We start from the raw sequence: 18,657 nt of genomic DNA on the forward strand, positions 1-18,657 counted from the left end.
GGCCCGACGGGCGCGGCCGGATCGGTCCGGCCGCGCCCGCCCCGTGCACCGGGCCGCACCGGCGGCCCGGTGGCCGGGTCACGCGGTGGGCAGGTTCCAGAGCTGGTTGCCGGCGGCGCTGCAGGGCCAGATGTCCAGGCGGGTACCGCTGGTGCTGGTCGCGCCCGCGACGTCCAGGCACATGCCGGACTTGGTGTTCTTCAGGGTGTGGTCGCTCTGGTAGGTCCAGGACTGGGCGGGGGTGCCGTTGCAGGTGTAGAGCTGGACGCTGGTGCCGGCGGCGGTGGCGCCGCCCCGGACGTCCATGCACTTGCCGTAGGCGCGGACGGTGCCGTCGCCCGGGATCGTCCAGTTCTGGTTGGCGCCGCCGTTGCAGCCCCACAGGTCGAGGTCGGTGCCGTCGGTGGAGACGGCGCCCTTGACGTCGGCGCACTTGCCGGCCAGGCCGGTGATCGGGCCGCTGGGCGCGACCGGGCCGCTGGGGGTGAGCTTGAGCAGCCGGGAGCCGTAGGCGGGCAGGGTGGCGCTGAAGCTTCCGGTGCCGGCGCCCAGGTCGGTGTGGGTCCACATGTCGTGGACGCCCGCCGACTGGGCGGTCCGCAGGCCGAGGTCGGCCCAGTTCGCGGTCACGGTCGCGGCGGTGGAGCCGAGGTTGAACAGCGCGACGGTGTAGCTGCCGTCCTTGTTCCGGACGTACCAGGTCTGCTGGTTGGTGGCCTGGCTGACCGGCTTGGCGGGCAGGCCCTGCTGGTTCTGGGCGATGACCTCCGGGTTGGTGAGCAGCGACAGCCCGAGGGAGTCGAGCTTGGTGAGGTCGTCACCGGTGTACATCGGGGAGTTGACGATGGACCACAGGGTGGTGGCGGTCCGGCGCTGGTCGTCGGTCAGGCCGTCCATCGCGCCGTTGCCGACGTCGAGCGAGTCCAGGTCGGGGAAGAAGCCGGGCTTGGTGTAGGGCGCCCAGCCCGGGGCGCTGGTGAAGCGGGAGACGACGTGGTTCCAGTCGACCAGGGTGCTGCAGTAGCACTCGACGTCGCCCTGGGTGCGGACGCCGGTGGCGTTCTGCTGCCAGTAGGGGGCCTCGTCCTTGCGCATCGCCCAGGACAGTTCCAGGTGGCCCTGCCAGCCGAGGGCGTCGAACGCCTTGCGCCAGCCGGCGACCTCGTAGTAGCTGCTCCTGGCCAGGTCGGCGACCGTGCCCGAGGTGCCCGAGGGGGTGACGCCGTCGAGCTTGAGGTAGTCGATGCCGTAGCCGGCGAGCTTCTGGGCGACCGAGTGGATGTACTCGTAGCCGCAGGGGTTGGCGTCGGACATGTCGAGGGCGTAGGCGTTGTCCCAGGCGCTGGGCAGCACGACGGGGGCGCCGGTGGAGTCCCTGAGGACGGCGTTCTGGGTGGTGCAGCCGTGGGTGGTGCCGTAGACGGGGGCGTTGAGGTTGTACGCCTCCTTCGCCATGCCGGCGTAGTCGTAGACGCCCATCTTGAGGCCGAGGGCGTGCACCTTGTCGACCACGGTGGCCATCGGGTCGGGGAAGCGGGTGGTGTCCTGGTCGATCCGGCCGTAGGCGTCGAAGTGCGGGTTGCGGTCGATGTCGGCGTACCAGGCGGCGTCGATGTTGACGAACGTGTAGCCGGCGGACGCCAGGCCGGTGGAGACCAGCGCGTTGGCCTGCTGGAGGATGTGGTCCTCGTTGAGCCAGCTGGACCAGCTGTGCGGGTTGACGCCCGGGTAGGTGGTGGCCTGCAGGCTCCAGCTGCTCCAGCCCAGGTACGGGGTGGGGGCGATGGTGGCGGGCGAGAACACGACCGGCGCGGCGGGCGCGGCGGCGGTGGCGGTGGCCGGGACGGTGGCGCCGAGGCCGGCGGCGACGGTGGCCGTCGCCAGCAGGCCGGTGAGCAGGCGTCTTGCGGTTGTCCTCATCGTTGAGTCCTCTCGGTGGGGGTGGTCGTCCCGTCCGGGCGGTGTGCGGTGCCGCCCGGACGGGGGGTGTGTGCGGCGAGGGTGCCGCGGTCCGCTGCCGCCGCCGGCGGTGCGGACGCCGGTGGCGGGTGGGGGCGGAGTTCCAGGGGCCCGGCTCGGGGGCCGGGTCAGGGGGTGGGGCAGGGGGCGCGGAGGCTCAGGGCGTCGGCGCGGCCGGGGCGGCCGGGGCGCCGACCGGGAAGCGGCTGCGGATCGGCTCGACGGTGTGCCCGTGGCGGGCGCGCTCGGCGGCCCAGGCGACCAGGTGGCTCTCCAGGCTGGTGCGCGGGTCGGACAGGATGCGGTGGGGGTCTCCGGTGGCGAGGGCGTCCAGGAACGCGTCGACCAGCCGCTCGTCGCCGCCGCCGTGCCCGGTGCCCGCGTCGGCGCCCTCCAGGCCCAGGGTGAGCACTTCCTTCGCGCCGGTGCGGAAGTCGGTCAGGGTGACCTGCACGCCGTCGCCCTCCAGCTGCCCGTGGGTGCCGAAGATCCGGGTCTTGCGCTGGGCGTACTCGGTGAACGCGGTCATCGTGAAGGAGGCGGTGGCGCCGCCCTCGTACTCCAGGTTGACCACCTGGTGGTCGACCACGTCGTTGTCGCAGGCGTACACGCAGCGGCCGTAGGGGCTGGTGCGCAGCGCCTCGATCACCCCGTCCTCGGTGCGGGCGGGGGTGACGACCGACAGCGGCCAGCGCTCGCGGTCCGGGTCGCCCAGGCAGCCGACGTACAGGCGCTTGGCGGAGTAGGGGCAGGACGCCTCGATCGGGCAGTCCGGGCAGCGGTCGGTGGCGCCTTCGGGGCGCTGTTCGGCGCGGAAGTGCTTCAGGCCGCCGAAGGAGGACACCCGCAGCACCGGCCGGCCGACGATGTGGGAGAGCCAGTCCAGGTCGTGCGAGGACTTGGCGAGCAGCATCGGGGTGGCGTCGGCCTCGCGGCGCCAGTTGCCGCGCACGTAGGAGTGCGCCTGGTGCCACCAGCCGACCGGTTCCAGGTGCTCGACGCTGACGACCTCGCCGAGGCGGCCGGAGTCGACGATCCGCTTGAGGGCCCGGGTGTAGGGGGTGTAGCGCAGCACGTGGCAGACGGCGAGCATGACGCCGGCCCGCTCGACGGCGTCGATGATGCGCAGGACGTCGTCCTCGGTCGTGGCCATCGGCTTCTCCAGCAGGATGTGGTAGCCGAGTCCGGCGAACGCGACGGCCGGTTCGACGTGGTCCGCGTCCTGGGTGGTGATCACGACGGCGTCGGCGAACTTCCGCCGCTGCGCCAGCGGTCGCCAGTCGGTGAGGATCTCCGCGTCCGGGTGGGCGGCGCGGGCCCGGGCGGCGCGCTCCGGGTCGGGTTCGCAGACCGCGGCGACCACGGCGCGGCCGGTGCGGGCGGCGTAGCCGGTGTAGGTGCTGCCTCGGTTGCCCGCTCCGACCAGCAGCAGGCGAAGGGGAGGGGTCATGGGCGACGGGTCCTTGGGTCGGGAGGCGGAAGGAGGGCGTGCTGCGCCCGGGACGGGCGCGGCAGGGCGGCGCGGGCGCGGGAGGCGCGGGCGCGGGAGGCGCGGGCACGGGAGGGCGGGCCGGGGTCAGCCCTTGACGGCTCCGGCGACCATGCCGGCGACGAAGTTGCGCTGGAAGAGCAGGTAGACGAGCACCACGGGACCGATCACGATCAGGGTGGCGGCGGCCAGCATCGGCACGTCGGTGGTGTGGGCGCCGACGAAGAAGGCCAGGCCGGCGGGGGCGGTGCGGTGGGCCGGGGTCTGGATGAGGATCAGCGTCAGCAGGAACTGGTTCCAGGCCCACAGGAAGTACAGCAGCCCCAGGGTGGTCAGGGCCGGGCGGACGCAGGGGACGAGCACCTTCCACAGCACGGTCCAGCTGGAGGCGCCGTCCAGGGAGGCCGCCTCCAGCAGTTCCTTGGGCAGCGCGGTGAACTGCTGGCGCATCCAGAACGCGCCGAACGGCATGTAGAGGCCGACCAGGGCCAGGATCAGCGAGACCGGGGTGTCGGTCAGGCCCAGCGAGCGCAGGTCGTAGTAGAGCGGGACGACCGCGGCCTCGTAGGGCAGGGTCAGGCCCAGCAGCAGCAGGCCGAAGATGACCTCCCGGCCGCGGAAGCGCATGGTGGCGAAGGCGTAGCCGGCCAGCGTCGCGCAGAACAGGGCGAGCGGGACGACGCCGAGGCCGACCATCGCGCTGTTGGCCAGCAGGCGGCCGAACCCGGCGGTGGACCAGGCCCGGCCGAAGGCGGCCAGGGTGGGGTGCTCGGGCAGGGAGAGGCCGGACAGCGGGGTGCCGGGCGGGTTGAGCGCGGCCAGCAGGAGCGCGGCGAACGGGATCAGGACGCCCGCGCAGAAGACGGCCAGCAGCGCGCGGCCGGTCAGGCGGTCGGTGCGGCTCATGCGCGCTCCCGGGTGAGGCGGCCGATGGCGAGGACCACCAGCGAGATCAGCAGGCTGAGGACGACGGCCAGGGCGCAGGCGGTGCCCACCTCGCCGCCGGTGAAGGCGAGCCGGTAGATGAGCAGGCCGGGCACGGTGGTGGTGTCACCGGGGCCGCCGCCGGTGGTCACGTAGACGACGTCGAAGCTGGCCAGCGCCGAGATGACGGTGACGGTGACCGCGACGCCGATCTCCGCCCGCAGGCCGGGCAGGGTGACCGAGAGGAACTCCCGGACGGGCCCGGCGCCGTCGATCCGGGCGGCCTCGTAGAGGCTGGTGTCGATCTTCTGGATGCCGGCCTGGAAGAGCACCAGGCACAGGCCCAGCATCACCCAGCTGCCGACCAGGCCGACCGCGACGTAGGCCCAGGTGAAGTCGCCGAGCCAGGCCCGGGTCCAGGAGCGCAGGCCGACCGCGTCCAGCAGCTGGTTGACGGTGCCGTCCTGGGCGTACATCCAGCGCCAGATGACGCCGACGGCGACCAGCGGGACGATCTGCGGCAGGAACAGCACGGTGCGGGAGACGGCGAAGTTGCGGCCCTGCCGGGCCCGGCCGATGACGGCCGCCAGCACCAGGCCGGCGGCGATCGGCAGCACGGTGTAGAAGCCGATGAAGCCCAGGGCGTGCCACAGCGAGCCGATCAGCTGCGGGTCGGTGAGCACCTGCCGGTAGTTGTCCAGCCCGGTCCAGACGCCGGCGGTGACGCCGTCCCAGCGGTAGAAGGACAGCTCCAGGGTGTGCAGCCACGGCGCGATCACGAACGCCGTGTACAGCAGCAGCGCGGGCAGCAGGTAGAGGTAGGCGACCCGCTGGCGGCGGGGGCCGCGCCCGGCGCGGCTCCGGGCGGCACCGGCGGAGCGCCCCCGGCGGGCCGCCGCCCGTCCGCCCGCGGCGGGGGCCGCCCCGGCCCGCTGCGTGCGGGCTGGGGCCGGGGCGGCGGTCCTGGGTGCCGGCTGGTGCGCGGCGGTCACTTGTGGCCCTTCTGCCAGTCGTCCTGCAGCGCCTTCAGGTAGTCGGCGGGCGAGGTCCGGCCCGCGACGAGCTGCTGGCCCTGGGAGGTCAGGGTGTCGTTCATGGTCGGGGTGCTGTTGTTGAAGTACGGCACCAGGCCGTTGCTCTTGGCGACCCCGGCCCAGGCGGCCGCGTAGTCCTTCAGGATGCTGTTGTCGGGGGTCTTGACGGTGTCGGCCTGGGCGACGGGCATGTAGCCGCTGGCGAACTCGATGGCCGCGGCCTCGGGGGTGGTCATGAAGTCGAGGAACGCGGCGGCCAGGTCGGGGTGCTCGGCCTTGGTGGGGATGGCGTAGGCGAGCGAGGTGCCGACGCCGGTCGCCGGGGCGCCGGCGCTCTCGCCGGGCAGGGTGAAGAAGCCGGCCTTGCCGGGCAGCGCCTTGTCGACCGCGGTCGCGTCCCAGTTGCCGTCGAACATGAACAGGCCCTGGCCCTTGGTGAAGGCGGTCATCGCCGCGGCCCCGTCGGTGCCGTTGGCGCCGCTCGGCAGGTAGCCCTGCTTGGCCCAGTCGGCCACCTTCTGGGCGGCCCGGGTGGCGGGGTCGTTCTCCAGGCTGCTGCCGGAGCTGCCGAACGCCCACGCGGTGCTCTTGTCCGGCCCCTGGAAGTTGTCGGTCAGGGCCTGGAAGAGGTAGGACGACTGGCCCTGCATGTTGGGCATCTGGATCGGCAGCTCGCCGGCGGCCTTGGCCTTGGCCAGGTCCTGCTCGAACTCGGCGAGCGTGGTGGGCGGTTCGATGCCCAGCTTCGCCGCGATGTCCTTGTTGTAGTAGACGCCGACCAGGGAGAAGCCGGCCGGCGCGGCCCACAGCTTGCCCACCCCCAGCGTCTTGCCCTGGCTGTCGGCGCGCCACTGGTCCAGCTCGCTGGCCGACACGGACTTGTCCCAGCCGTAGGCGTCGACGTACGGGTCCAGGGGGCGGATCAGACCGGCCTTGGCGGTGTTGCCGAGCTTGTTGAGCAGCGCCAGGTCGGGCGCGCTGTCGGAGCCGAGGGTGAGGTCCAGGCTGGTGTCGTAGCTGTCGACGCCGGTGAAGCGGAAGTCGACCGTGACGTTCGGGTACTTCTTCTGGAACGCCGCGCTCAGCGCCTTGGTGGTCTCGGAGGTGTCCGAGCTGAGCACCGACAGGGTGACCTTGTCGGTGGTGATCGCGGTGGAGACGGCCGAGGGGGCGGTCGAGGAGGCCGGGGCGGTGCCGGGGGTGCCGCAGGCACTCGCCAGGCCCGCCACGAGCAGGGCGGCACAGGCGGCCAGGGCCGGGCGGCGGGGGCCTCTGCGGCCGGAGGTGGGGGTGGACGACGGCATGGCCGGCTCCTCGGTGGGGGGTGCGACCCTTATGAAGGGTTCTTGCTTAAGGGGTTGGCAGGATCGTAGGAAGCCGCGAAGCGCCACGTCAACAGTTCGGTCGGGTTCTTTCGTAACTATCCTGCATATGTCGCCGGAGGTGTCCTATGATGGCTCCCGGGCCGCGCCAGGGCGGCCGGGGGAAGGGAGGTCCGGTGAAGGGTCAAGCGCTCGTCGGCGGCGATCCGGCCGTGCTGCGCCGGCTCAATCTGGAGGCCGTCCTGCGCGCCCTGCGCGGGCGCGAACCGATGACCACCAGTCAGATCAGCAAGGCCGCCTCGCTCTCCCGCCAGACCGTCGACCAGGTCCTGGACGACCTGGCCCGGCTGGGCTGGGTCGAGGAGGTCGCCCCCGGCAAGAGCATCGGACGGCCCGCCCGGCGCCACCGCTTCCGGGCCGACGCCGGGCACGTGCTCGGCATCGACGTCGGCGCGCACTCCGTGCTGCTGCTCCTGGCCGACCTCGACGGCCGGCTGATCGACACCCGGCGGGCCGCCCTGGCCGCCGGACCGACCCGCGAGGAACGGCTCGCCGCCATCCGGGACGCCGCGGCCGGCCTGCTCGCCGAGCACCCCGCGGCCCGGCTGCGCGCCCTGTGCGTCGGCGTGCCGGGCATCGTCGACGGCACCGGCCGGGTCCGGCTGTCCACGCCCCTGCCGGAGTGGAACGACCTGCACCTGGCCGAGGAGGCGTCCGGCTGGTTCGACTGCCCCGCCTTCGCCGAGAACGACGCCAACCTCGCCGCGCTCGCCGAGCACTGGCGCGGCGCCGCCCAGGGCACCGACGACTTCATCCAGCTGCTCACCGGCCACCGCACCGGCGCCGCCCTCGTCCTGGGCGGCCGGCTGCACCGCGGCCGGACCGGCGCGGCCGGCGAGATCGCCGGACTGGCCATCCTCGGCTGGGACGGCAGCGACCTCGCCGACCTGCGCGGCGAGGCCGACACCGCGCAGGTCTTCGCCGCCGCCGCCGACGGCGACCCGGCCGCCCTCGACCGGGTCGAACGCTTCGCCCGCACCTACGCCCAGGGCACCGCGGCCATGGTGCTGACCGTCAACCCGGACCTGGTGGTGATCAGCGGCGGCATCTCCGTCGCGGGCGAGATCCTGGCCGTCCCCATGCGCCGCCACCTGGGCCGGCTCTGCCTCGACGCGCCCGAGGTGCGCGCCTCCCAGCTCGGCGCCGAGACGGTCGCCCTCGGAGCGGTCCGGCTCGCCCTCGACCACGTCGACCGGAACCTCTTCGACTTCCGCAGCGCGCCCGAACCCCGGCCCGCGGCCGACCCGGCACCCGCCCCGGCACCCGTCCCGGCCGTCGAACGCCCGCTGAACCAGGACGTCTTCGAGCTGCGCACCACCGCCACCACCTGACCGGGGGCCGGGCCGGCCGGCGCCGACTTTTCGTGGCAAACTCCGCCTACCGCACCGGAGTTCGGGTCAGTACGCGGGAAAACCTTTTCATCCGAACGGACATGACAGATGATCACACCCCTACGATGACGACCGATCACGAGGGGGAACGCGTGTCCAGGAACACGGGGCGAGGGAACGGCGACGGCCGGGAGCGGGCCGACGGGACGGCGGGGCGGCCCGGGCGGCGGGCGGTGCTGGCCGGGTTCACCGGGGCCGGGGCGCTGGCCGGGGGCCTGGTGCTGGGCGGCGGCAGCGCCGCGGCGGCCGGCGCGGCGACCGGGGTGGACGGCTACGTGGTGGACGTCCTGGCGAAGGGGGCCGACCCGACCGGGCGGACGGCCAGTGACGCGGCGTTCCGGGCGGCGGCGGCCGAGCTGCTGGCCACCGAGCAGGTCAACCCGGTGGGCGGCCCGACGCCGACCAAGGTGCTGCTCGTCCCGCCGGGCAACTACCTGCTGAACCAGCCGGACTCGCTGCTGCCGAACGTCAGCGGCGAGGTGGCCAAGAAGGTCGTGGACGGCATCGCGATCGTCGGCTACGGCAAGCGGCTGTCCCGGATCACGTACGCGCCGGCCGCGCGGGACACCGTGCTGTGGACCAACGACCAGCGGTACCGCAACATCCGGATCAGCGGGCTGACCTTCGAGAGCCTGGACCCGACCGCGACGTTCAACCTCGCCCGGTCCTCGGCCGCGTACGGCGTGCAGGACACCTGGTACACCGACGTCGAGTGGCGCGGCAGCTGGAAGGTCGGCATCGGCCTGGACGGCCCCGCCACCGCCAACCTGAACAGCGAGATGGGCTGGGACCACTGCCAGATCGGCGGGTCCTACGCCGACGCCTTCCTGGTGATCGGCATGACCCCGGCCGTCTCGCAGCAGGACCAGTTCCTGAACTACTGGTTCCGGGACTGCAAGGCCGAGTTCAAGTCCGGCGTGTTCGTGCGCAACGAGCGCGGCGGGTCGATGAACTTCATCGGCGGCTCCTACATCATCACCGACGCCGCCTCCACCGGCACCGTCTTCCAGCTCGGCGCGCAGGCCGCCACCCGGGCCGACTCGGTCATGCGGCTGCTGGTCCAGGGCATCCGGTTCGAACTGCGCGGCGCCGGGCACAAGTTGATCGACTCCGCCTGGTACAAGGGCACCATCACCTTCGTCTCCTGCGACGACACCGCCAACTCCTTCCAGAGCTGGGCCCCGTCCGCCGTCACCCACGTGTACCGCTTCGACACCGTCAACCCCTCGCGCGGGCCGATGGTCCGCTACCAGGACTGCACCCTGATGGGCTCGCACCAGGTGGTCGCGCCGACCGCGACCACCGCGGGCAAGCTGCTCTACGACGGCTGCCGCTTCATCAACGCGACGGCCGGCACCGGCGACACCGGCTTCCTCCGCTGGACCGGCACCGCGCCCTGGTACGAGTTCCGGGACTGCCTGCTCAAGAGCGGCCGGCAGTCGGACGTCAAGGGCCCGTAGCCCCGCTCGCGGGCGGCCCGGGGGCCGGCGGGCGGCGAGACCCGCGCCGGCACCCGGGGCAGCGGCGCCGAGGACGGCACCCCGGGCGAGGTCCGCCCCCCACACGTCGGCGGCAACCGGGCGACGATGGCCGAATACGGTTCCCGGGCCGCCGACACCCCCGCCCGTCCGGATTCGCCCGATTCACCGATATCGGGGGTAGAAATGAGCATCTGCCTTTCATGTGCAGGTATTTCCGTCCTGCGCACGGGGCGCGCGCCTCCCCGCGGGCGGAGCCGCCACCGCGCCCGAACGGAGCCCCCATGGCCGCAGATCCGTCCCACGCCCGAACCCGGCGGCTGACCTGGCCGTGGTTCCTCGCCGTGGTCGTCGTCTACCTCGCGATCATCCAGGGCCTCGGCCTGCTCATCGGGGTCGACCGGGGCGGTGCGAAGAGCGAGTTCCCCACCACCGAGGCGCTGGTCCGCAACGGGCTGGTCCCGATCGGCCTGTCGGTGGTGTTCGGCGCGGTGCTGGTGAGCCGGCTCGGCTGGTGGGGCGACGTGCTGCGCTGCCGGGTGCCGGTGCGGCGCTGGGTGCGGTTCGTGCCGGTCTCGATGCTGGTCGTCGCCGTCCTGGCGGTGAACTACCCGAACCTCGCCGACCAGCCGCCGTCCATGGTGGCGGCGCTGCTCGCCGTGACGGTGTGCGTGGGCGTCGGCGAGGAACTGATGTTCCGGGGCGTCGGCGTGCAGGTCTTCCGGAAGGCCGGGTTCAGCGAGGGCCGGGTCGCGCTCTGGACCTCGGTGGTCTTCGGCCTCGTCCACCTCAGCAACGCCATCGGCTCGGGCGCGCAGGCGGTCCTGCAGGCCGTCGTCGTCTCCACCTCCGGCTACTTCTTCTACCTGTGCCTGCGCGTCGGCTCCACCCTGCTGCTGCCGATGCTGGTCCACGGCCTGTGGGACTTCAGCCTGCTGTCCAACGGCGTCGGCGCCGACCCCGCGGCGTACCCCGGCGCGGTGCTGCCGATCGTGCTCCAGGTCGTCCTGATCGTCGTCCTGCTCGTCAGGCGCCGCTCCGTCGAACCGGCCGCCGCCGGCGCCGCCCCCACCCGCCTCCCGCCCGCCGACGGGGGCCCCGACGGCCCGGATTCGGCCGTTGTCTGACAAGTGGGTGGCCAGTCGGCAAACACCATTGACATGTCCTGCCGGTCGCCTGCCATGATGCAGCCGCCGCAGGCGTCCGGCCCCGCCCGGCTGCCGCGCCCCACACCCTCCCGCGCCGAGCGCTCCGCCGCGAGCGTCCGTCCTCAGTAAGGACGACCACAATGATCAGGAAGCCGGTGATCGCCTCCCTCCTCGCGGGAGCGCTCGCCCTCGTCGGCTCGGTCCTGGCCGTGGACACCGGGTTCTCCGGCACCACGACCGCTGCCGCCGCCGCTGCCGTGCCCCGCCCGGACCACGTCGTGATCGTGCTGTTCGAGAACAAGGACTACTCGACGATCATCGGCAGCGCCAACGCGCCGTACGTCAACTCCCTGGCCGCGCAGGGCGCGAGCTTCACCCAGTCCTACGGGGTCACCCACCCCAGCCAGCCGAACTACCTCGCCCTGTTCTCCGGCTCCCAGCAGGGCGTCACCGACGACTCCTGCCCGAAGAACTTCACCGGGACGGCCAACCTGGGCAGCCAACTGCTCTCCGCCGGGTACACGTTCAAGGGCTACTCCGAGGCGCTCCCCTCGACCGGCTACACCGGCTGCTCCAGCGGCACCTACCAGCGCAAGCACGCGCCGTGGGCCGACTTCGACAACGTGCCCGCCGCCAGCAGCGTCCCGTTCGGCACCTTCCCGACCGACTACAGCAAGCTGCCCACCGTCTCCTTCGTGACCCCCGACATGTGCAACGACATGCACGACTGCGCCGTCGGCACCGGGGACACCTGGCTGAAGAACAACCTCGACGGCTACGCGCAGTGGGCCAAGACCCACAACAGCCTGCTGATCGCCACCTTCGACGAGGACAACTTCAGCTCGATCAACCAGATCGCCACCGTCATGGTCGGCGAGAAGGTCCGGCCCGGCACCTACGCCGAGCAGATCAACCACTACAGCGTGCTGCGGACGCTGGAGGACGCCTACGGGCTCGCCCCGCTGGGCTCCGCCGCCGGCGCGACCCCGATCACCGACGTGTGGACCACCTCGCCGCCGCCCACCGCCACTCCCTCCCCCACCGGCCCGGCCTCGCCCGGCCCCTCGCCCACCCCGATCCCGGGCCTGGTCAACGGCGGCTTCGAGTACGGCACGTTCACCGGCTGGACCCGCACCGGCACCACCGCGATCGCCGCCGCCCCGCACTCCGGCGCCTACGCCGCCGCGGTGGGCTCCGCCTCGCCCACCAACGGCGACTCCGTCCTCACCCAGACCTTCACCGCGCCGCCCGGCGTCACCAAGCTCACCCTCTGGTGGAAGGGCGACTGCAAGGACACCGTGGCGTACGCCTGGGCGACCGTCGTCGTCAAGCACAACACCAGCGGCAGCACCAGCACCCCGCTGCCCAAGACCTGCACGGCGAACGGCTCCTGGCAGCAGGTCACCGACAAGCTCACCCCCGGCCACTCGTACACCGTGCAGCTGGTCAACCACGACGACAACCACCCGAGCGACCCCAGCATCACCTGGTTCGACGACCTCACGCTCAGCTGATGTACCTCACCGACACCCGCCCCGGGGCCTCCCTCAAGGGGGCCCCGGCCCGCCGCGTGCTGACCGGGAACGTCCTGGCGCTCGGCCTGGTCAGCCTGGCCACCGACGTCTCCTCCGAGATGGTCACCGCCGTCCTGCCCGCCTACCTGGTCCTCGGCCTGCACCTCGGCGTCGCCCAGTACGGCGCCTTCGACGGCCTCTACACCGGCGCCACCGCGCTCACCCGCCTCGCCGGCGGCTACCTGGCCGACCGGCTCCGCCGGCGCAAACTCGTCGCCGCCGTCGGCTACGGCCTGTCCGCGCTCGCCAAGGTCGGGCTGCTGCTGACGCCCGCCGCGCCCGCGGCGGTCGGCGCCGTACTGGCCGCCGACCGCACCGGCAAGGGCCTGCGCACCGCCCCGCGCGACGCGCTCATCACCCTCTCCGCGCCCCGCGAGCAGCTCGGCCGGGCTTTCGGCGCGCACCGCGCCCTCGACAGCCTCGGCGCGTTCGCCGGGCCGGTCGTGGCCCTCGGCGTGCTCGCGCTGGCCGGCGGGGCGGGGCGCTCCTGGGACGCCGTATTCGTCACCAGCCTGTGCTTCGCCCTGCTCGGCGTGCTGCTGCTCGCCCTGTTCGTCCGCGACCGCGAGCAGCCGCTGCCGCCCGGCGCCGTCTCCCCGCGCGCCGCCCTCGCCCTGCTGAAGGCCGGGCCGCTGCGGGCGGTCTGCGCGGGCGCCGCGCTGCTCGGCCTGGCCACCGTCGGCGACGGCTTCGTCTACCTGCTGCTCCAGCACCGCGACGACCTGCCGCTGACCACCTTCCCGCTGCTGGCCGTCGGCACCGCCAGCGCCTACCTGGTGCTCGCCCCGCCGCTGGGCCGGCTCGCCGACCGGATCGGCCGCCGCCCGGTCGCCCTCGGCGGCTACGGCGCGCTGCTCGCCGTCTACCTCCTGCTGGCCACCGGGCGCGGCCCGCTCTGGGCCGTCCTGCTGCTGTACGGCGCCTTCTACGCCGCCACCGACGGCGTCCTGATGGCGCTGGCCGGCCCGCTCACCGCCCCCGAGCTGCGCACCACCGGCCTGGCCCTCGTCCAGACCTGCCAGGCCCTGGCCTACCTGGTCTCCTCCCTGCTGTTCGGCCTGGCCTGGCAGCACCTGGGCAGCACCACCGCCTGCCTGGCCGCCGCCGCGGCCGCCGTCGCGGCCACGGCCGCCGCCGCTCCCCTGCTCAAAGGAACCACCCGATGAAGTGGCGCGTCCTGACCGCCCTCGCCGCCACCGTGCTGCTCGCCGCCGTCGCCGTCGGCTACACCCTGCTGCGCGCCCACCCGGCCCCGGCCGGGGACCGCCGCGCGGTGACCCTCGACGCACCCGGCCTGCTGCTGCGCGACACCGCCGGCGGCACCCTCGCCCTCCAGCACCCCGACGGCACCCGCTCCGGCACCGACCTGCACTGCGCCCGGGTGTACGCCGCGTCCGGCACCGGCGTGTGCCTGCGGGAGAGCCCCGGCTCCTACCAACTCACCGTCCTGGACCGGAACCTGAACCAGCTGCGCAGCATCCCGCTGAACGGCACGCCCAGCCGGGCCCGGGTCTCGCCCTCGGGCCGGATGGTCGCCTGGACGGTCTTCGTCGCGGGCGACTCCTACAACGGCGGGCGCTTCTCCACCCGCTCCGGCATCCTCGACACCCGCACCGGCACCCTGGTCGGCACCCTGGAGAGCTTCACCGAGGAGGGCCGCCCGCTGCCCGCCGACGCCAACGTCTGGGGCGTCACCTTCACCACCGACGACAACACCTTCTACGCCACCCTGTCCACCGGCGGCCACCGCTCGCTGGTGCGCGGCGACTTCGCCCGGCGCGACCTCCAGGTCCTCAAGGACAACGTCGAGTGCCCGTCCCTCTCCCCGGACGGCACCCGGATCGCCTACAAGAAGATGCTCCCCGACCAGACCTGGCGGCTGACCGTCCTGCTCCTCGCCGACGGCACCGAGACCCCGCTCGCCGAGACCCGCAGCGTCGACGACCAGGCGGCCTGGCTCGACGACGCCACCGTGGCCTACGGCCTCCCGCACGACCACGGCACCGGCGCCGACACCTGGACCGTCCCCGCCGACGGCGGCGGCACCCCCCGGCTGCTCGCCCGGGACGCCGAGTCCCCCGCCCAGCTGCGCTGACCGCCGCGCGCCCCGGACGCCGACCCGGCCCCCACCCGCGGCTACAGGCCACGGGCCACTGGCCACGGGCGGGCGAGGGGGGTTCACTGGAAGGTGCCGAGACCGTGCTCCGGGAGGCCCCATGGACACGCCAGCACGCACCCGGTTCGACCCGACCCGGGTACCGCACCTGCTCGGGGCGTTCGCGCCGGTCACCGAGGAGGTGGACGCCGCCGACCTGGAGGTGACCGGCGAGATCCCCGACGACCTCGACGGCCTGTACCTGCGCAACGGCCCCAATCCCCGGTTCACCCCGGTCGGCTCCTACCTCTACCCGATCGACGGCGACGGCATGCTGCACGGCGTCCGGCTCTCCGGCGGCCGGGCCCGCTACCGCAACCGCTTCGTGCGCACCCCCGCCCTGGCGGCCGAGGAGCGCGCGGGCCGCGCCCTGTGGGGCGGGCTGGAGTCGATGGTCCTGCCGTCCGCCGAGCAGGTCGGCCCCGAACTCGCCGGCACCTTCCGCGACCTGCCCGACGTCAACGTGGTGCGGCACGGCGGGCGGCTGCTCGCCCTCGCCGAGTCCGCCCGCCCGTTCCGGATCGGCCCGGGCCTGGCCACCCTCGGGCCCGAGGACTTCGACGGCGCGCTGCCCGCCGGGATCACCGCCCACCCCAAGACCGACCCGCTCACCGGCGAGATGGTCGTCTTCTGCTACGCCCTCGAACCGCCGTACCTGACCTGGGCGACGATCGGCCGGGACGGCACCGTCACCAACGGGCCGACGCCGATCGACGGCGTGGACCGGCCCGTGATGATCCACGACATGGCACTCACCGGCCGCTACGCCGTCCTCGTGCTGGCCCCCGCCTTCTTCGACCTCGACGCGGCGATGGCCGGCGGCTCGTTCCTGGCCTGGCGGCCCGAGCACGGCACCCGGGTGGTCCTGGTCCCGCGCGACGGCGGCCCGCCGCGCTGGGCCGCCGACGAGGCGTTCTGGATGTGGCACACCGTCAACGCCTACGACGACGGCCCGGAGGCCGACGCCCCGGTCGTCCTCGACTACGTCCAGTGGAGCCGCCTCGCCCTCGGCGGCCCCCGCCCCGGCGAGCCGCCCGTCACCGGCGCCCTGGTCCGGGCCCGGATCGACCCCGGTACGGGCACCCTGTCCCGCACCGTGCTGGACGACGCCCGGGTCGAGTTCCCCCGCATCGACGACCGCCTCCTCGGCCGCCGCCACCGGTACGCCGCGCTGGCCGCCACCACCGGCCGCGCCGACCTGCTGTCCGGCGAGTACGACGCGATCCGCTGGTACGACCTGGCCGACGGCACCACCCGGCACTGGGACGCGGGCGACCTCTCGGTCGGCGAGCCGGTCCACGCCCCCGGCGGCAGCGGCGGGGACGGCTACTGGCTCACCTTCGCCACCGACCGCACCGACGGCACCAGCTGGTTCCTGGTGCTCCCCGCCGCGGACCCCGCCGCCGGGCCGATCGCCCGCGCCCGCGTCCCGGTCCGCGTCCCGCTCGGCCTGCACGGCTGCTGGCTGCCCACCGAGGACGGGCCGCCGCCGCTCTGACGGGCGGGGGCCGGCCGGGGGCACCGGCCGGAAGCGTCGGCGGCGGCCCGTCCTCGGCGCGCGGCGTGCGGCGCGGTCAGGAGGGGCAGGGGTGGCCGGTGGCGCGGTGGCCCGTCCACACCACGACGTCGCACACCCGCAGCGCGCTCACCGCCGCCGGCAGGTCGGCGGCGGCGTGCAGCTGCGCCAGCCGGTGCGCCAGCGCGCCGCCGTCCGCGCGCAGGGCGGTGTGCAGCGGCGACCAGAACCGGTCGGGCCGGTCCAGCGCGCAACGCACCACCCGGTCGTAGACCGGCAGCAGCCGGGGGCGCTTGCGGGCCAGCAGCTTCCCGGCGAGGACCCAGCCGACGCCGGGCTCGGCGACCAGCAGGTGCCAGGCCCGGGCGGCGGGCGAGTCGTCGGCGACGTGTCCGGGGTCGGCGTCGGCCAGGTCGAGACCGACCGGCACGGCGCGCAGCAGGGCGTGCAGGTCCTCCCCCAGCCGGCCTTCCAGCAGGTCCAGGGCGACGCGGGCGGGCACGGTCACCGACAGGGTCTGCACGGCGATCAGGTCGTCCGCGGTGAACCGGTCGGCGCTGCCCGGGCGCTCCCCGCCACCGGCCAGCCGCTCGAACCGGCCGCCGGTGTACGGCGCGGCACCGGGCGGCAGCCCGATCCCGTAGTAGCGGCGCAGGTCGGCCACGGCACCGTCACGGGCGAGCAGGGCGTGCAACCGCGCGGCCAGCGGCGGGCCCTGCGGCCCGGTCCGGGCGGTCCGGGCGGTCACGGGTGCGCGGTCTCCGTCCTTCCGGTGAACCGGCTCCGGCCTCGGTGCGGTGGCCGGCGGGCGGCTCGGCCCCTCCGGGGCGGGGACGCGACAGCCCCCGGCCGCCCCACCGTACCTGACGTTCGGTCAACTCACGCTTTCGGTCCGCCTATCCGGCTGAGGCGCGCCAGGCGGCGGTGACGGCGAGGGCGGTGTCGTTGGCCTCGGGGGTGCCGATGGTGAGGCGGACGCCTTCGCCGGGGAAGGCTTTGACGGTGACTCCGGCGGCGGTGCAGGCCGCCGCGAACGCGGTGGTGCGGTCGTCCAGCCGGAGCCAGACGAAGTTGGCGTGCGAGTCGGGCGGGGACCAGCCCTGGGCCCGCAGCCGGGCCTGGACCCGGGTGCGTTCGGCGACCAGGGCGTCGACCCGCCGGCGCAGGTGGGGGCCGGCGGCGAGGGATTCGACGGCGGCGTCCTGGGCGATCCGGCTGACGCCGAACGGGAGGGCGACGGCCCGGGCCGCGGCGGCGACGGTCTCGTGGGCGACGGCGTAGCCGACCCGGAGCCCGGCCAGGCCGTACGCCTTGGAGAAGGTGCGGAGCACGACCAGGTTCGGGCGGGTGCGGTGGAGGTCGACGCCGTCGGGGGTGCCGTCGGGGGCGAACTCGCGGTAGGCCTCGTCCAGCACGACCAGGGTGTCGGCGGGGACGGCGTCCAGGAACTTCACCAGGTCGGCGGGCGGGACGGCGGTGCCGGTCGGGTTGTTCGGGTTGCAGAGCAGGACGACCCTGGTGCGCGGGGTGACGGCGGCGGCCATCGCGGCGAGGTCGTGGACCTCGCCCGCGGCCAGCGGGACGGCGACCGGGGTGGCCCCGGCGAGTGCGGTCGCCTCCGGGTACGCCTCGAACGAACGCCAGGCGTACAGGACTTCGTCGCCGGGCCCGGCGGCGGAGCGGACCAGTTGGAACAGCACGCCGACCGAGCCGGGGCCGATCACCAGGTGCGCGGGCGGGACGCGCAGGTGCGCGGCGAGGGCGGCGGTCAGGCGGGCGGCGGTCGGGTCCGGGTAGTGGTTGAGGGTCCGCAGGGCGGCGGTGGCCCGTTCCAGGACGCCGGGCAGCGGCGGGTAGGGGTTCTCGTTCGCGTGCAGCCGGTGGGCGGTGTCCGGCCGGTGGGCGGCGGGCGCCGGCGGGACGGCGGCGGGGGTGTCGGTCATGTCGGCTCCGTGGCGGCTCAGCCGCCGGTGAGGCCGGTCGCCAGGGTGGCGGCGGCGAGGACGAGGAAGACGCCGGCGACGATGTACCGCTCCGCGCGGAGGAAGCCGCGGCTCTGCCGGGCGCGTTGGCGCAGGAGTGAACTGAGCAGCGCCCAACCGGCGTTGGTGCAGACGCCGACCAGGACGAAGACCAGTCCGAAGACCAGGGTCTGGGACCAGACCGCCCCGTGTCCGCTGTGGATGAAGGACGGGAGGAAGGCGAGGAAGAACAGGGTGCTCTTCGGGTTGAGCGCGTTGACGACCAGGCCGTCGGAGAAGATCCGCGGCGAGCGGGCGGGCGCCTCCGCGGGCCGTTCCTCGGACGGGTCCGGGTCGGGCGTGCGCAGGCGCTTGACGCCGAGCCAGACCAGGTAGCCGGCGCCCGCGTACTTGACCACGTCGAAGGCCGTCTCGGAGGAGGCCACCAGGGCGGACAGGCCGACCACGGCGGCGACCACCTGGACGAGGTCCCCGCAGGCCAGGCCCAGGGTGGACAGCAGGCCGGCCCGGCGCCCCTGGTCGAGCGTGCGGCCGGTGACGTACAGCACCGACGGCCCGGGGATCAGCAGGAGCACCAGGGAGGCCGTGAAGAACCACCAGAGGCTGGACAGGTCAGGCATGCGGT

15 protein-coding genes are annotated in these 18,657 nt (G+C 74.1%); 7 read left to right on the forward strand and 8 right to left on the reverse strand.

Annotation, left to right across the window (positions count from 1 at the left end):
- Nucleotides 1–78: 78 nt before the first annotated feature.
- The 5 genes from ACIQVD_RS29880 to ACIQVD_RS29900 all read right to left on the reverse strand — a co-directional run bounded on the left by ACIQVD_RS29880 (nucleotide 79) and on the right by ACIQVD_RS29900 (nucleotide 6,710).
- Nucleotides 79–1,920 (reverse strand): ricin-type beta-trefoil lectin domain protein, encoded by a 1,842-nt coding sequence (locus ACIQVD_RS29880; protein ID WP_402292286.1) that lies wholly within the window; start codon nucleotides 1,918–1,920, stop codon nucleotides 79–81.
- Between the two features lie 196 nt (nucleotides 1,921–2,116).
- Entirely contained in the window at nucleotides 2,117–3,409 is a 1,293-nt protein-coding gene (locus tag ACIQVD_RS29885; protein ID WP_402292287.1) for a Gfo/Idh/MocA family protein, read from the reverse strand.
- Between the two features lie 126 nt (nucleotides 3,410–3,535).
- Nucleotides 3,536–4,354 (reverse strand): carbohydrate ABC transporter permease, encoded by an 819-nt coding sequence (locus tag ACIQVD_RS29890; protein ID WP_400691018.1) that lies wholly within the window; start codon nucleotides 4,352–4,354, stop codon nucleotides 3,536–3,538.
- On the reverse strand, nucleotides 4,351–5,364 hold the full coding sequence (locus ACIQVD_RS29895) for a carbohydrate ABC transporter permease (protein ID WP_402292289.1): 1,014 nt from the start codon (nucleotides 5,362–5,364) through the stop codon (nucleotides 4,351–4,353). The genes ACIQVD_RS29890 and ACIQVD_RS29895 overlap by 4 nt, the downstream gene beginning before the upstream one ends.
- Nucleotides 5,361–6,710, reverse strand: coding sequence for an ABC transporter substrate-binding protein (locus tag ACIQVD_RS29900; RefSeq protein ID WP_400691012.1), 1,350 nt, complete (start codon nucleotides 6,708–6,710; stop codon nucleotides 5,361–5,363). The genes ACIQVD_RS29895 and ACIQVD_RS29900 overlap by 4 nt, the downstream gene beginning before the upstream one ends.
- A 194-nt stretch (nucleotides 6,711–6,904) precedes the next feature.
- Between ACIQVD_RS29900 and ACIQVD_RS29905 the strand changes: the two genes are divergently transcribed.
- From ACIQVD_RS29905 to ACIQVD_RS29935, 7 genes are all read left to right on the forward strand, one after another.
- Nucleotides 6,905–8,119 (forward strand): ROK family protein, encoded by a 1,215-nt coding sequence (locus ACIQVD_RS29905; RefSeq protein ID WP_402292290.1) that lies wholly within the window; start codon nucleotides 6,905–6,907, stop codon nucleotides 8,117–8,119.
- Between the two features lie 152 nt (nucleotides 8,120–8,271).
- A complete protein-coding gene (locus tag ACIQVD_RS29910; protein ID WP_402292291.1) occupies nucleotides 8,272–9,639 on the forward strand; it encodes a hypothetical protein in 1,368 nt (455 codons plus the stop codon).
- Between the two features lie 302 nt (nucleotides 9,640–9,941).
- Nucleotides 9,942–10,784 (forward strand): lysostaphin resistance A-like protein, encoded by an 843-nt coding sequence (locus ACIQVD_RS29915; RefSeq protein ID WP_400691004.1) that lies wholly within the window; start codon nucleotides 9,942–9,944, stop codon nucleotides 10,782–10,784.
- Between the two features lie 161 nt (nucleotides 10,785–10,945).
- Nucleotides 10,946–12,319: an alkaline phosphatase family protein gene (locus tag ACIQVD_RS29920; protein WP_402292292.1), complete on the forward strand. Its 1,374-nt coding sequence runs from the start codon at nucleotides 10,946–10,948 to the stop codon at nucleotides 12,317–12,319.
- Complete coding sequence (locus tag ACIQVD_RS29925) at nucleotides 12,319–13,545, forward strand: MFS transporter (RefSeq protein ID WP_400690998.1); 1,227 nt, start codon at nucleotides 12,319–12,321, stop codon at nucleotides 13,543–13,545. The genes ACIQVD_RS29920 and ACIQVD_RS29925 overlap by 1 nt, the downstream gene beginning before the upstream one ends.
- Complete coding sequence (locus tag ACIQVD_RS29930) at nucleotides 13,542–14,474, forward strand: hypothetical protein (protein ID WP_400690996.1); 933 nt, start codon at nucleotides 13,542–13,544, stop codon at nucleotides 14,472–14,474. Before ACIQVD_RS29925 ends, ACIQVD_RS29930 begins: the two co-directional genes overlap by 4 nt.
- Before the next feature lie 121 nt (nucleotides 14,475–14,595).
- On the forward strand, nucleotides 14,596–16,032 hold the full coding sequence (locus ACIQVD_RS29935; RefSeq protein ID WP_400690993.1) for a carotenoid oxygenase family protein: 1,437 nt from the start codon (nucleotides 14,596–14,598) through the stop codon (nucleotides 16,030–16,032).
- Between the two features lie 76 nt (nucleotides 16,033–16,108).
- Here the strand turns inward: ACIQVD_RS29935 and ACIQVD_RS29940 are convergent, their stop codons facing one another.
- From ACIQVD_RS29940 to ACIQVD_RS29950, 3 genes are all read right to left on the reverse strand, one after another.
- Entirely contained in the window at nucleotides 16,109–16,798 is a 690-nt protein-coding gene (locus ACIQVD_RS29940; protein ID WP_400690990.1) for a DUF6308 family protein, read from the reverse strand.
- Between the two features lie 148 nt (nucleotides 16,799–16,946).
- A complete protein-coding gene (locus ACIQVD_RS29945) occupies nucleotides 16,947–17,993 on the reverse strand; it encodes a histidinol-phosphate transaminase (protein ID WP_400690987.1) in 1,047 nt (348 codons plus the stop codon).
- Between the two features lie 17 nt (nucleotides 17,994–18,010).
- The gene (locus ACIQVD_RS29950; RefSeq protein WP_111555270.1) at nucleotides 18,011–18,652 is read right to left on the reverse strand and encodes a LysE family translocator; all 642 of its coding nucleotides are present in this window, start codon (nucleotides 18,650–18,652) and stop codon (nucleotides 18,011–18,013) included.
- Between the last annotated feature and the right edge of the window lie 5 nt (nucleotides 18,653–18,657).

Origin of the sequence: Kitasatospora sp. NPDC090308 (genome assembly GCF_044769485.1) — a bacterium.
GTDB classification, from domain to species: Bacteria; Actinomycetota; Actinomycetes; order Streptomycetales; family Streptomycetaceae; genus Kitasatospora; species Kitasatospora fiedleri.

What these genes read in the sequence shown, in the direction of transcription:
- ACIQVD_RS29930 (WP_400690996.1), top strand. Translation starts at nt 13,542, where the DNA reads ATGAAGTGGCGCGTCCTGACCGCCCTCGCCGCCACCGTGCTGCTCGCC.
- ACIQVD_RS29920 (WP_402292292.1), top strand. Translation starts at nt 10,946, where the DNA reads ATGATCAGGAAGCCGGTGATCGCCTCCCTCCTCGCGGGAGCGCTCGCC.
- ACIQVD_RS29880 (WP_402292286.1), bottom strand. Translation starts at nt 1,920, where the DNA reads ATGAGGACAACCGCAAGACGCCTGCTCACCGGCCTGCTGGCGACGGCC.
- ACIQVD_RS29925 (WP_400690998.1), top strand. Translation starts at nt 12,319, where the DNA reads ATGTACCTCACCGACACCCGCCCCGGGGCCTCCCTCAAGGGGGCCCCG.
- ACIQVD_RS29890 (WP_400691018.1), bottom strand. Translation starts at nt 4,354, where the DNA reads ATGAGCCGCACCGACCGCCTGACCGGCCGCGCGCTGCTGGCCGTCTTC.
- ACIQVD_RS29935 (WP_400690993.1), top strand. Translation starts at nt 14,596, where the DNA reads ATGGACACGCCAGCACGCACCCGGTTCGACCCGACCCGGGTACCGCAC.
- ACIQVD_RS29885 (WP_402292287.1), bottom strand. Translation starts at nt 3,409, where the DNA reads ATGACCCCTCCCCTTCGCCTGCTGCTGGTCGGAGCGGGCAACCGAGGC.
- ACIQVD_RS29945 (WP_400690987.1), bottom strand. Translation starts at nt 17,993, where the DNA reads ATGACCGACACCCCCGCCGCCGTCCCGCCGGCGCCCGCCGCCCACCGG.
- ACIQVD_RS29950 (WP_111555270.1), bottom strand. Translation starts at nt 18,652, where the DNA reads ATGCCTGACCTGTCCAGCCTCTGGTGGTTCTTCACGGCCTCCCTGGTG.
- ACIQVD_RS29900 (WP_400691012.1), bottom strand. Translation starts at nt 6,710, where the DNA reads ATGCCGTCGTCCACCCCCACCTCCGGCCGCAGAGGCCCCCGCCGCCCG.
- ACIQVD_RS29915 (WP_400691004.1), top strand. Translation starts at nt 9,942, where the DNA reads ATGGCCGCAGATCCGTCCCACGCCCGAACCCGGCGGCTGACCTGGCCG.